This is a genomic window from Gilliamella sp. ESL1225, assembly GCF_058502635.1.
This window is the reverse complement of record NZ_CP196358.1, coordinates 1,922,917-1,935,874: the sequence shown is the minus strand read 5'-3', so window position 1 is coordinate 1,935,874 and position 12,958 is coordinate 1,922,917. Positions and strand designations below refer to the sequence as shown.

Here is a 12,958-nt window from a genome sequence, read left to right as displayed (position 1 = left end):
AATATCATGCAAAAAACATTTTTAGTCGAAATTGGAACTGAAGAGCTACCACCTAAATCATTACGGGCGTTAGCCGAAAGTTTTGCGACTAATTTCATTGAACAACTCGATGCTGCAAATCTTAATCATGGTGAAGTAATTTGGTATGCCTCTCCGCGCCGTTTAGCATTAAAAGTTTTAAATATAGACGACATTCAACCTGATAGCACTATAGTTAAACGCGGGCCTGCGATTAGCGCAGCATTTGATGCAAATGGGCAACCGACAAAAGCAGCTGAAGGTTGGGCAAAAGGATGTGGTATTTCTGTTGAACAAGCTGAACGCTTGATAACCGATAAAGGCGAATGGCTAATTTATGCGGCTCATCAAAGAGGGCAAGCAACCATTGAATTATTACCTGAAATGGTTAAAAACGCATTAGCTAAATTACCGATACCTAAACCTATGCGCTGGGCAGATAAAAACGTAGAATTTATTCGCCCATGTCATACTGTGACTATGCTTTATGGCTCTGAAATTGTTGAAGGTACTATTTTAGACGTTCGTTGTGATCGTATTATTCATGGGCATCGTTTTATGGGGGAACAACAAATCATCCTTGATAATGCTGATCAATATCCTGAAATTTTAGAAGAACGAGGTAAAGTCATCGCGGATTATCAAAAGCGTAAAGAAATAATTAAACAAAATGCAACACTTGCCGCTGAAAAGCTAAATGGTAAAGCTGAATTAGCCGACAATTTACTAGAAGAAGTGACATCATTAGTCGAATGGCCTGTTGTTTTAACGGCGGCATTTGAAGAAAAATTTTTAGATGTTCCTGCCGAGGCATTGGTTTATACCATGAAAGGCGATCAAAAATATTTTCCAGTATATGATAAACAAGCAAAATTATTACCTAACTTTATATTTGTTGCCAATATTGAATCGAAAGATCCGAAGGTGATAATTTCAGGTAATGAAAAAGTGGTAAGACCACGTCTTGCAGATGCCGAATTTTTTTATAAAACGGATTTAAAAGAGCATTTAGAAGACAGATTATCAAGACTTGAAACAGTTTTATTTCAACAACAACTAGGCACATTAAAAGATAAAGCGTTAAGACTTGAATCATTAGCGGGTGAGATTGCTCATCAAATCCATACTGATGTTCATGCAGCTAAACGCGCAGCTAAATTGGCAAAATGTGATTTAGTCACCAATACTGTTTTTGAATTTCCTGAAACGCAAGGCATTATGGGACGTTATTTAGCCTTAAAAGATGGCGAAAGCATGGATGTTGCGATGGCGATCGAAGAGCAATATAAACCGCGTTTTGCAGGTGATGAACTTCCTGATACGTCTGTTGCTTGTGCCGTTTCTCTTGCCGAAAAGATGGATACCTTAGTGGGTATTTTTGGTATTGGGCAAAACCCGAAAGGGGATAAAGACCCATTTGCATTACGTCGCGCTGCAATTGGCGTACTTAGAATTATTGTCGAAAAATCATTACCGCTTGATCTTGTTAATTTAGCGCAGTTTGCCGCTACTTGCTATGGGGATAAGTTAACTAATAAAAACGTCATTGAAGATGTTGTCACCTTTATGCAAGGTCGTTTTAGAGCTTGGTATTTAGAACAAGGCTTTGCTATCGATACATTACAATCCGTTCTGTCTTTAAATCCAACAAAACCAGCTGATTTTGATACTCGTGTGAAAGCCGTAAGTCATTTTAGAACTTTACCAGCAGCTGCATCATTAGCAGATGCTAATAAACGGGTATCTAACCTTTTAGCTAAAGCAAATTGCATAATTCCTGAAAAAATTAACGCATCGCTTATTGAATCAGGAGCAGAAGAAGCACTTGCTAAGCAAGTGATTATTCTTACCGATAAATTAGAGCCTTATTTTAATCAAGGCAAATATCAAGATGCGTTAGTTGAACTCTCAACTTTAAAAGAGCCAGTAGATGCATTTTTTTCTGACGTAATGGTCATGGTTGATAACGAACAAATTAAGTTAAATCGCTTAGCTTTATTAACTAAATTGCAAAATTTATTTTTAAAAGTTGCCGATATTGCTTATTTACAATCTTAATTGAAATAATGAATGAATTTAGTTGGCATGGCATCTGATGTCATGCCAATTAATAAGGAAAAAATTAATGAATAAACAAATAAACTTTGTGCCCATTTTCAAGCAGTCGTTAAATTTTATGGCTAATCGATTCGTGCCTATTGTGATTATGCAAATAATATTAACGATATTAAATTTTCTTGTTTATGATTCGGCGGTTGACATTCTGGGTATTAATCAATTCATTTCAATGGGTAAAAATGTTGATTTATATGACTCTTATACCATCAATAATTTTGCTCATATAATAATATTATTTATGTTGATTATTATGATCACATCTTTAATTCTATCTTTGATAAATATTGCGACTCTTTATAATTTAGCGCACAGCTCATCGTTTAATATCAAAATTTTATTTGATCACATTATAAATAATGTAGGTAAATTATTACTGCTATATCTGAGCTTTATTGGTTTATCTATTGTATATTGTTTTTTGATTTCACTGATATCAATGTTATTTATGATTATAATGCCTTTTTTTGGCATATTAATTCTTTTATTAGCAATACTGTTTTTTCTATTTTTATTTTTAATGATGTCTCATTTTTTTATGGCTTCTATTGTCGACCCAACGAAAGCACCTTTTAGTTTATTATTTAAAAATACTATTCAGTTGATAAAAAAATATTTTGGAATAGGAATAGCAATAGAAGTTATATATGTAGGATTTATACTTATATGCGCATCATTAACGATTAATTTTCCTAATAATATTACTATGAATTTAATACAAAGTTTCATACACAGTATGGGTGGTTTTTTTGTATTATGTTTTTATTATCGTTTATATAAAACCATTAGTGAAACACCTGAGCAACATGATTTTATTATTTAATTAGCACGGCGATATATGTACGTTTATCTAATTTATTAAAATTTAGTATTATAAATTGACTCTTATGAAATAAACTTAGTTTTTTTAATAAAGATTTTTTAAAAAGATAGTTTTAATAATGATAGTTTTAATAACGATAGTTTTCATTTCGTAAGAGTTTTTTGTTATTAGTTCATCTTCAAACATATTCTTGAAACAATAACCATTTTAATGATTAGTGATTAATATTCTTATTAAGAAGTGAAAGTATATGACACCAGCTATTAATTTACTCAAAAAAGAACATATTTCTTTTATACTTCATCAATATAAACATGATCCGAATGAAATTCATTATGGAGACGAAGCGGTCAATAAACTCGATCCGAGTTTATCAATTACCGCTGATCAAGTTTTTAAAACACTCATTGTGAGTTTAAATGATAATACTAAACAATTAGCAGTTTGTATTATTCCTGTTAATAAATATCTTGATCTAAAAGAGGTTGCAAGGGTTCTTTCCTGTAAAAAAGTTGATTTAGCTGCAAGTGAATTGGCACAAAAAGTATCGGGATATTTAGTTGGAGGCATTAGCCCGTTAGGACAAAAAAAACGACTAAAAACACTTATTGATCTATCCGCAAAACAATTATCAACACTATTTGTTTCAGGAGGAAGGCGAGGACTTGAGATAGAATTAGCGCCAATGGATTTAGCAGCATTAACAGATGCACAATTTTTTAATATAAGTATCTAATGATAGAAGAATTTTAGAGCTAAGCATTTAAGAAGATAAACAGATATGTTTAATAGGATTTTAAACAATAATTAGAATTTATAAAGCATTATCTTTATAAACTCTAATTATTTATCAAAATAGAAGGAAAATTTATTTGATAGCTTCTTTTAAGCTTTTACCTGAAACAAATGCAGGAACTTTGCTAGCTTCAATTTTGATTTCTTTACCTGTTTTAGGATTACGACCAGTACGTGCTTTACGATTGTTGACTTTAAACGTACCAAAACCTACTAATTGAACTGAATCGCCTGCTTTTAAAGATTCAGTAATTGCCGCTAAAGTAGCTTCTAATGCTGTTTTAGCAGCGACCTTAGTGATATCGGCTTTGCTAGCAATTGCATCTACAAGTTCTGTTTTATTCATGGACATATCCTTACTTATTAATTTCATTGTTAAAGTGAACATAAAAAGCTGAAATTAAAGCTTTTAACTTTATTTTAAGCTTTTAACTTTGCTACTGTAAACAAAAACGGTTTTACATTGACAGTAAATGTAGTCTATATTTCTTTAATATCAAAGCAATATTTTATAAAAAAAGAGAAAAAAATTACTTATATCAGTTATTCGCTTAAAAAAACGCCAATATTACTTGTTTCTATACCTCGAATATCTTCTCTTAATCCTTTTATTAAATCAAGTTTTGTATTTTCTTCATTTCGTAAAGCCCGTAAAATTTCCCATTGAAAGTCGAATTCTTCAACTACATCTGTTAAATTCTGTTGTTCTTCAGTACTTAAAATTTGATTTGATTTTGTCATTTCAAGTTCGGCAATAGTTGTCGCCGATATACTGCTCACTTGGCAAGTATGAAAACCGATTTCATCACTTAAATAAGAATGTAAAAGTTCACTTAAAGCTTGGCAGGCATCAATTGCTGGGTAAATCATATAAGGACTATTTTCTTTCACAATAGGAATAATGTCTTCTAATTTTTCTAGCTGTAAATCAAAATTGATTTTACTTTCTTTAATAATTAGTGATTCCCAGACTAAATCTAGAATTTTTTTATAACTTTTAGCTTCTTCTAATGTTCCTTGTTGTTGTAGATAATAGCAATAATTAATATACATACGTTCACATAAGCAAGCCATAAATAAACGTTGTTGCCAAATGGGCAATTTTTCAAGCCTAAGTTGAACCGGATTTTTAAGCATAGTGAAACCTTTCAGATTGTTGATGAACTGCATCGACTAAATATTGGACATGTTCGGGTGGAATATCTTGATGAATGCCATGACCTAAATTAAAAACATGGCCATTATGATAACCAAATTCTTGTAAAATACGGGTAACATTTATATCAATAACGCTTTTATCAGCATATAAAACGCTAGGATCTAAATTACCTTGAATAGCGATTCTGCTTTTATTTGCAATTGTGCTTAAATCGACTGTCCAATCGATACCAATTGCATCACAACCGCTTTTCATAATAGCATCTAGCCATAAGCCGCCACCTTTAGTAAAAAGGGTAACAGGCACATAACTTTCGATATTTTGTTTATCTTTTTGCCCACGTTTAAGTTCAGATAAAATTTGCTGCATATAATAAAGCGAAAATTCAAGGTAGCTTTGATGGCTTAAAACGCCACCCCAGGTATCAAATATCATAATTGATTGTGCGCCGGCTTCAATTTGAGCATTTAAATAATTAGCGACATTTTTAGCTAATTTATCTAATAAACAGTGTAATGCTTTTGGATCACAATAAAGCATTTTTTTAATTTTAGTGAAGGCTTTACTACTGCCACCTTCTATCATGTAAGTTGCTAACGTCCAAGGGCTACCCGAAAAACCGATAAGTGGTATTTTATTTTGCAATGCTTTACGTGTCATGCTTATGGCATCCATTACATAACTTAATTGCGTATTTGGATCAATAATCGGTAGGTTTAAAATATCGGATAATTGCGTGATAGGTCGACTAAATTTAGGACCTTCATTAGACACAAAATGCAGTCCTAAACCCATGGCATCTGGAATGGTTAAAATATCCGAAAAAATAATAGCTGCATCAAGATCATAACGTTTTATAGGTTGTAATGTGATTTCACAAGCTAAATCAGGAGTTTGACATAATGTCATAAAATCACCTGCTTGCGCGCGTAATTTTCGATATTCAGGCAAATAACGACCTGCTTGTCGCATCATCCATAATGGCGTTTTATCAACAGGTAAACACTGTAAAGCACGTAAATAACGATCATTTTTCAATTTTGTCATGATAGAAACTCTTCATGTATATAATTACTATAACGATATGAATTATAAATATATGAATAAAAAAACCCAATGCTTGAGAAGGCAGATTAATATCAATATATTTGTAAAAAACTAGACATTAGAAGTATTGTTATATATTTAACAATAAAAATCACTTTTTTTGATAAGCAATTTTAGATTAGATGCAATTATTACATCTAATCTTACGTTTAAACAGGCAATTTTTAAGGTTGGGATAAGACTTTAGCGGCATAAGAGACTAACGTTTCAGAAATGTGTTGCATAATACTGCTTTCTGGTGCAAAACGGTGCCAATATAGCATTCGTCTTTGATATAAACCTTCTGTTAAATTTACCAGTTCGCCACTTTTGAGTTCTTTTTCAACTTGCAAAATAGGTAGCATACAACATGCAGAACCTTGTTTTGCTAATTGCACAAACGCTTCAGACGAACTAGTAATATGACAAATTACACTGCCTGGCGTTAAATTAAAATTTTCATGTAAAAAAGCCTGATGCATATCGTCTAAATGATCAAAAGCAACAGCGGGCGCTTTTAATAGTGATGTTTTTGTTACGCCATTTGGAAAGTATTTCTTTTGAAAATCGGGAGAGGCAACAAAAATATAATCCAGTGCACCTAATCTATCTGATAAACAACTCGGTAGAGGATTTGCTTGAATACTTATTGCACCAATAACTGTACCTAACCTCAATAAATCTAAAGTATGTTCTTCATCTTTTATTTGAATATCTAGACGGACAATATTTTTATTTAGCACGGGTTTTAAGGCCGGCAATAACCAAGTTGCTAATGAATCTGCATTAATTGCAATTGATAAAGATAAAGGCATCGCATTTTGTTCGTTATCACCTAACCATTGTTGTTCGAGTAATTCAACTTGATGTAATAAACCAAGCAAGTGTTCGCCTTGTTTAGTTGCTTTAGGGGGTATGGTACGAACTAATAATTGTTGACCAAAGAAGTTTTCTAATTGTTTGATGCGCTGTGAAACGGCAGGCTGAGTAATACATAATTTATCGGCAGCCCTTTCAAATCCACGTTCTTTTATTACTGCATCTAACGCTTGTAAGGCTCTATAATCTGGACGCTTCATAATCTCTATCTATTCTTATTTTAATTTCGCTAACATTACTTATTATAGTCGAGTACTCTTATTATTAATTAAATTAACAATATCGGTTAAAAAACAATGTACTTTTATAATAGGTATTCCATTATCGTATTTATTTGCTCCTATTATTTAATAAATAAGCAATTATGATAAATACTTTATTTTCTTAAATTCATAATGATTTTTGTCTTATGATTAGTTACTATGCCATATCTTTAGGCATTTTGCTTTTAAAATTTTATTTTTTTATATAAAAACTATCAATTAAGATGGGAACACTATGACACAAGATGAATTAAAAAAATTAGTCGGTTGGTCGGCATTAAAATACGTCAAACCAGATACTATAATAGGCGTAGGAACAGGATCAACAGCGATGCATTTTATTGATGCATTAGCGACCATAAAACATCAAATAAAAGGGACAGTTTCAAGTTCAAAAGCCTCGACGATTAAACTTGAAAGCTATGGCATTCCAGTTTTTGATTGTAATGAGGTGGATAGTGTCGATATTTATGTTGATGGTGCTGATGAAATCAATCAGCAGTTACAAATGATAAAAGGGGGGGGCGCTGCACTAACCCGCGAAAAGATTGTTGCAGCTTTAGCAAAAACATTTATTTGTATTGCAGATGAATCAAAACTTGTGAATGTTTTAGGTAATTTCCCGTTACCTATTGAAGTCATTCCTATGGCGCGTTCATATGTTGCACGTGAAATGTTTAAATTAGGAGGCAAACCTATTTATCGACAAGGTGTTATAACTGATAATGGCAATGTTATTTTAGATATTCATGATTTAATCATAACTGATCCCTTTGAATTTGAAAGGCTAATTAATAATCTTGCTGGTGTTGTTACAGTGGGTATATTTGCAAATCATTCTGCCGATATTGCTTTAATTGGAACAAGCTCTGGCGTTAAAGAACTTAAAAAAGTTTAATTAAAAATTTGAAGAAATTATTGCGTCTTATTAGGCTATCGACAATCAATAATTAATGAATTCAGTACATTATTTATTTTGCAATTGATAATGACTATTAATGATATTTATTGAGGTAAACATGGTTGTTCAGACATTGACGAAAGATGAAAATAAATTTTTATTACTTGAAGGAATACATCCGCGCGCAATTGATCTTTTAAAATCGGCGGGTTTCACAAATATCGAATATTATAAAGGTGCTTTATCTCCTGAAGAATTAAAGCAGGCTTTAAAAGATGTTCGGTTTATTGGTATTCGATCGCGTACTCACCTCACTAAAGACATCATTGACAGTGCTCCTAAATTAGCCGCCATTGGTTGTTTCTGTATTGGTACCAATCAAGTTGATTTAGACGCTGCCAAATTAAAAGGTATTCCGGTATTTAATGCGCCGTTTTCAAATACGCGCTCTGTTGCTGAACTTGTCTTAGGCGAAATAATATTATTATTAAGACGGGTGCCTGAAGCAAATGCTAAAGCGCATCAAGGAAAATGGAATAAAATTGCCGAGGGGGCTTATGAAGCGCGAGGAAAAAAACTAGGTATAATCGGATATGGTCATATTGGTAGCCAATTAAGTGTTTTAGCCGAATCTTTGGGAATGCAGGTGTTTTTTTATGATATAGAAACTCGTTTATCGCTTGGTAATGCAAAACAAGTAGCAACTATGAATGAACTTCTAGCCCTTTCTGATGTGATTAGCATGCATGTCCCCGAAAATCCTTCGACGCAAAAAATGATTGGAAAACAAGAATTAGCACTAATGCCAAGTAAGGCTATTTTGATTAATGCATCACGTGGCAGTGTCATAGATATTGATGCACTGACAGAGACATTAAAAGCAAATAAACTTAGTGGTGCTGCTATTGATGTTTTTCCAAGTGAACCGGCGAGCAATCAAGAGCCATTCCAATCACCTTTATGTCAATTTGATAATGTTATCTTAACGCCTCATATAGGGGGATCAACTGTTGAAGCGCAGGAAAATATTGGTATTGAAGTGGCAAGCAAATTAGCAAAATATTCGGATACAGGCGCAACGCTATCGGCAGTTAATTTCCCTGAAGTTTCCTTACCCATTCCACAGAAAGGTGCCAGTCGTTTTTTAAATATTCACCATAATTATCCGGGCGTACTGACGGCAATTAATACCTTGTTTGCAAAGCAAGGACTAAATATAGCCGCGCAATATTTACAAACGGCGAATAATATCGGTTATGTGGTTATTGATATTGATAGAGTAGATCTGCAAAAGGCAGAAGAATTACTAACGAAGTTAAAAAAAGTACACGGAACAATTCGAGCGAGGTTACTCTTTTAATGTATTTACCCTAAAAAAATAATTAAAAATGTTATCTCAAATTAATAAAATTTTACCCATTTAATCAATGGGTTATTCTAATTAGCTGATGTTTTGCAAAATTTGTTGAGTAAATATTTTTTTTAGATAAAAGCCACGTGGACGAGTTAAAATAATTTGTCCGTCTTCACCAATTGCTTTTGTTAAACTTGCCCCATTTGCAGCTTTGGGACGCAGCTGTAAATAGGTGCCATAATGCGCGGTAATTTTTTCAACTTGACCTAAAATAATCATATCCATCAATTCTTGCCAATCTTGCTTCAGCTGGTTTTGTTGCAAAGGGGAGGGAGACCATAAAATTGCTTTGCCAATACGCCTTTTAGCAAGTGGTATGCTTCTTTCTCCTTCAATTGGGATCCAGAGCACTTTACTTAATTTATAATTAACGTGACTTGTCTCCCATGTTACGCCATGATTATCCATTAATGGTGCAACACTGACAAAGGTGGTTTCTAACGGCAAACCGTTATGATTAACAGGAATGGTTTTAAGCTCAATACCTAAATTGACAAAATCACGTTCTGCCTTGCTACCCGCCGTTGCGCCAAGAAAGGTTTCAATTAAATGACCAACCCAACCTTTTTGTCTTTTTAGATCATTCGGTAACGTAATGTTTAAATAAGCAGCTATGTCAGCAAATGAATAACCTGCCATTAATTCTGCACGCTCTAATAATAGTTGTTCAGTCAGTGGATTAAAAGTGATCATATAAAAGTAAAGACTATAACATCGATATCTAAAAAAATTACCGCCTACTATTGTAGACGGTAAATAACTAAATAGAAATTTAAAGAAGGAAAATTAAGCGAGTTTATTAACCCAATCGGCATAAGCATTAATAAATTTAGTTAAAAATGCTTTTGCGCTGTCATTAATATTACCATTAGGATCAAAATCTTTATCCACACCACCAAAATAGGCTTCAGGTTGTTGCAATGCTGGCATATCAAGAAAAACCAGTGATTGGCGAAGTTGATGATTAGCGCCAAATCCACCAATAGCGCCTGGTGATGAAGTGAAAATACCAGCCGGTTTTTTAGACCACACACTTTTACCATATGGGCGAGAGCCAACATCAATAGCATTTTTAATAACAGCCGGTAAGCCGCGATTATATTCAGGTGTAATAAATAACACACCTTGGCAATTAGCAATTTCAGTGCGGAATCTTGTATAAGAAAGTGGTGGTGTTGCCGTATCAATATCTTCATTATACAAAGGTAAATCACCGATTTCGATGATTTCTAACGACAAAGATGACGGTGCAATTTGTTGAAACACTTTTGCAAGTTTAAGGTTATAGGATTCTTTACGTAAACTTCCTACTAATACTGCAATATTCTTACTCATTATTACCTCATTATTTTATATAAAGGGAGAGCTTTAATAAGCATCTTTCCAACAAACATTATTGAAACCTAATGGAGTGAATTAAAACCTACAGCCTATTACATTTAATTTTATCTATTATCGATATTATCTATCAAAATAGATATTATTAATGCCCTGTTGAATCTGCACGGCGACTTGCTTCAAAAAGGAACCAGGCGCGTTGTTCCGCTTGATTTATCCATTCTTCAATTAAGCTTGCTGTAGCGGTATCATTATATTCATCGCAAATATCGTGAGCTTCACGCATTCGAGAAGTTAAATGAATATTATCTTGGCATAATTCTCTTAGCATATCTTCTGGCTCAACATAATCGGCATTATTATCACTAATACTTTGCAATTGCGTAATATTAGTAATCGATCTAAGGGTCGTACCACCTAATTTACGCACTCGTTCGGCAATTGGATCTGTCATTGCAAACAGCTCTTCACCTTGGTCATCAAACATTAAATGATAATCACGAAAATGTGGGCCACTGACATGCCAATGGAAATTTTTAGTTTTCAAATATAAAGCAAATACATCTGCTAAGATTGAATTCATGGCACCAGAGATATCACGAGAGGCTTTTTCTCCCAAATCGGTAGGAAACAAAATAGGCGCTTCTTGTAATTTTTGTGCTTCTTTGAATCGTTTTGCGGATAATTCTTTTTTAGTCATAATTTAGTTCTCCTTTTTGGAAGGTCTATCAAAAAATAAACTGTTTTTTAAAATTACCCTTACTTGGTATCAAAGTCCAGCAAAATAAAGATATTTTTTAACTATTATAATTATCAGATATTCCTATAATTTTAAAATAAATTTTCATTTTATCTTTGGCAACTCTAGCTGATTAGCTTGATATATTAAACTTACTCATTCACCTAATAAATATAAAAATTATCACGCAAAAAAACATTCGTAACATGTTAAAAAATGATTTTATTCTTTTTTTTATTATTTAACGGTAATCATTTGTTTAAATAATTTTATTTATAAAGATGAATTAATCATACAATTTAACTAAATAATTATGGCTGCAAGATTGAAGATTAACGCGTTTTTAGATACAATCTAACGCAAATGATAATTATTCTATTTATCATTTACTCAAATGTATCATTATTACCCCTTAAAATAATGATAGAAGATTAATCTACAATCGCACCTTCATCTAATGAGATTAGGAGATCAAATGTTTTCAAATATCAAAGTTAAGTTAGCCTTGCTACTTGCCTTTATGTTCGTGCTTGTCGGCTGTGACAATAAATCTGACAAAAAAGACGTGACCGAAACCATCACCATTGAACATGCCCAAGGTAAAACTACTGTTCCTTTAGATCCTAAAAATGTCGTCGTTTTAAATATGGCAACACTTGATATCATGGATGCACTTAATATTCCAGTGACTGCGGTTGCACAGACTAATGTTAATTTCCCTTCATTTTTAAGCAAATATAGTAGTAAAAATTATGTAAATGCAGGCACATTATTTGAGCCAAATTATGAAGCAATCAGCTCTATCAATCCTGAGTTAATTATAGCGGGTGGACGTGCTAATGATGCTTATGGAAAACTCAATCAAATAGCACCAACGATATCTCTTGAAATCGATACTAATGATTTTTTAAATAGTTTAACTGAGCGTACGAAGCAATTAGGACTTATTTTTAATAAACAGGAACAAGCAGAACAATTAATTAATAATTTTAAGCAGCAGCTTAATACGATTAAACCAAAGACGAGTCAAGCAGGTAATGCATTAGTAATTATGGTTAATGGTGGAAAAATGTCAGCTTACGGCGCAAAATCACGCTTTGGTTTTGTGTTTGATGAGTTAGGATTTAAACCTGCAGCAAAATTAGAACAATCAGGTAAACATGGTGATGCCATAACGTCAGAATTTATTTTAAGTGCCGATCCTGATTGGTTATTTGTATTAGATCGCGATAGTGCAATTGGTCGGTCTGAAGCAGAATCAGCAAAACAAGTCTTAAGTAATCCATTAGTTGAACAAACTAAAGCTTGGAAGAATAATCATATAATCTATCTAGATTCAGCTGCGATTTATATTGCTGGTGGGATCCAAACTTATCAAGAATTAATCCAACAAGTAGAACAAGCATTACAAACAACGACTAACTAACG

The 12,958-nt window shown here is 32.9% G+C and carries 13 protein-coding genes; 6 read left to right on the top strand and 7 right to left on the bottom strand.

What is annotated here, in order from left to right; all coding sequences use genetic code 11:
- Positions 1-3 precede the first annotated feature (3 nt).
- From glyS to ybaK, 3 genes are all read left to right on the top strand, one after another.
- Positions 4-2,076, top strand: a complete 2,073-nt coding sequence (gene glyS / locus ACSYSW_RS08835) for a glycine--tRNA ligase subunit beta (RefSeq protein WP_491706048.1) — start codon at positions 4-6, stop codon at positions 2,074-2,076.
- A 67-nt stretch (positions 2,077-2,143) separates the two neighbouring features.
- Positions 2,144-2,956, top strand: a complete 813-nt coding sequence (locus ACSYSW_RS08830) for a hypothetical protein (protein WP_491705406.1) — start codon at positions 2,144-2,146, stop codon at positions 2,954-2,956.
- Positions 2,957-3,206: 250 nt separating this feature from the next.
- Positions 3,207-3,692 (top strand): Cys-tRNA(Pro) deacylase, encoded by a 486-nt coding sequence (gene ybaK / locus ACSYSW_RS08825; protein WP_491705407.1) that lies wholly within the window; start codon positions 3,207-3,209, stop codon positions 3,690-3,692.
- A 132-nt stretch (positions 3,693-3,824) separates the two neighbouring features.
- Here ybaK and ACSYSW_RS08820 read toward each other — a convergent pair whose 3' ends face one another.
- The 4 genes from ACSYSW_RS08820 to ACSYSW_RS08805 form a co-directional block, all read right to left on the bottom strand.
- The gene (locus ACSYSW_RS08820) at positions 3,825-4,097 is read right to left on the bottom strand and encodes an HU family DNA-binding protein (protein WP_491705408.1); all 273 of its coding nucleotides are present in this window, start codon (positions 4,095-4,097) and stop codon (positions 3,825-3,827) included.
- 197 nt (positions 4,098-4,294) lie between these two features.
- The gene (locus tag ACSYSW_RS08815) at positions 4,295-4,888 is read right to left on the bottom strand and encodes a YjaG family protein (RefSeq protein WP_491705409.1); all 594 of its coding nucleotides are present in this window, start codon (positions 4,886-4,888) and stop codon (positions 4,295-4,297) included.
- Positions 4,881-5,957 carry a uroporphyrinogen decarboxylase gene (gene hemE, locus ACSYSW_RS08810; protein ID WP_491705410.1) on the bottom strand — a complete coding sequence of 359 codons (1,077 nt, stop codon included), beginning with the start codon at positions 5,955-5,957 and terminating at the stop codon, positions 4,881-4,883. The genes ACSYSW_RS08815 and hemE overlap by 8 nt, the downstream gene beginning before the upstream one ends.
- A gap of 224 nt (positions 5,958-6,181) precedes the next feature.
- A complete protein-coding gene (locus ACSYSW_RS08805; protein WP_491705411.1) occupies positions 6,182-7,075 on the bottom strand; it encodes a LysR family transcriptional regulator ArgP in 894 nt (297 codons plus the stop codon).
- Between the two features lie 298 nt (positions 7,076-7,373).
- Between ACSYSW_RS08805 and rpiA the strand changes: the two genes are divergently transcribed.
- Both rpiA and serA read left to right on the top strand, forming a co-directional pair.
- The gene (rpiA, locus tag ACSYSW_RS08800) at positions 7,374-8,036 is read left to right on the top strand and encodes a ribose-5-phosphate isomerase RpiA (protein ID WP_491705412.1); all 663 of its coding nucleotides are present in this window, start codon (positions 7,374-7,376) and stop codon (positions 8,034-8,036) included.
- Positions 8,037-8,157: 121 nt separating this feature from the next.
- Positions 8,158-9,399 carry a phosphoglycerate dehydrogenase gene (gene serA / locus ACSYSW_RS08795; RefSeq protein ID WP_491705413.1) on the top strand — a complete coding sequence of 414 codons (1,242 nt, stop codon included), beginning with the start codon at positions 8,158-8,160 and terminating at the stop codon, positions 9,397-9,399.
- An 81-nt stretch (positions 9,400-9,480) separates the two neighbouring features.
- Here the strand turns inward: serA and mutH are convergent, their stop codons facing one another.
- The 3 genes from mutH to ACSYSW_RS08780 all read right to left on the bottom strand — a co-directional run bounded on the left by mutH (position 9,481) and on the right by ACSYSW_RS08780 (position 11,491).
- On the bottom strand, positions 9,481-10,146 hold the full coding sequence (gene mutH, locus ACSYSW_RS08790) for a DNA mismatch repair endonuclease MutH (RefSeq protein ID WP_491705414.1): 666 nt from the start codon (positions 10,144-10,146) through the stop codon (positions 9,481-9,483).
- Between the two features lie 93 nt (positions 10,147-10,239).
- The gene (locus tag ACSYSW_RS08785; RefSeq protein WP_491705415.1) at positions 10,240-10,788 is read right to left on the bottom strand and encodes an NADPH-dependent FMN reductase; all 549 of its coding nucleotides are present in this window, start codon (positions 10,786-10,788) and stop codon (positions 10,240-10,242) included.
- Between the two features lie 148 nt (positions 10,789-10,936).
- Positions 10,937-11,491, bottom strand: a complete 555-nt coding sequence (locus ACSYSW_RS08780) for a Dps family protein (RefSeq protein ID WP_491705416.1) — start codon at positions 11,489-11,491, stop codon at positions 10,937-10,939.
- A gap of 526 nt (positions 11,492-12,017) precedes the next feature.
- Between ACSYSW_RS08780 and ACSYSW_RS08775 the strand changes: the two genes are divergently transcribed.
- Complete coding sequence (locus tag ACSYSW_RS08775) at positions 12,018-12,956, top strand: siderophore ABC transporter substrate-binding protein (RefSeq protein ID WP_491706336.1); 939 nt, start codon at positions 12,018-12,020, stop codon at positions 12,954-12,956.
- Positions 12,957-12,958 lie beyond the last annotated feature (2 nt).